The organism is Ruminococcus sp. AM43-6, from assembly GCF_003461785.1.
Lineage (GTDB): Bacteria > Bacillota > Clostridia > Oscillospirales > Ruminococcaceae > Hominimerdicola > Hominimerdicola aceti.
On the sequence record NZ_QTXU01000085.1, the window covers coordinates 396 to 736 of the forward strand.

General features: G+C 46.3%; 1 pseudogene. It reads left to right on the plus strand.

Annotation, left to right across the window (positions count from 1 at the left end):
• Positions 1-127 precede the first annotated feature (127 nt).
• Positions 128-341 (plus strand): annotated as a pseudogene (locus DW938_RS14545) (IS3 family transposase); the annotation flags it as partial.

The window sequence follows — 341 nt, forward strand, 5'->3', positions numbered from 1 at the left end:
CCAATATAATGACTGCTACGGCAGGGAGCGTATGTATCTTGCATTGCAGCAGAGAAAGGCTGCCGGGAAAACTGACATTGACATTCCCTGTGAAGCTACTGTACGCAAGGTCATGGCGTAGATAGGATTGATACACAAGCCTCGCAGAAAGCCAAACGGGATAACCAAAGCTGATCGGATTGCTCAAAAATCGGATGATCTTCTCAGACGTGATTTTTACGCAGACAAGCCTTTGAAAAAAGCTGTGACCGACATAAGCGAGGTGAAGGCAAAGGATGGGAAGCTCTATGTTTCAGTGATATTTGACTGCTTTGATCTGATGCCGCTGGGGATAGCTATTG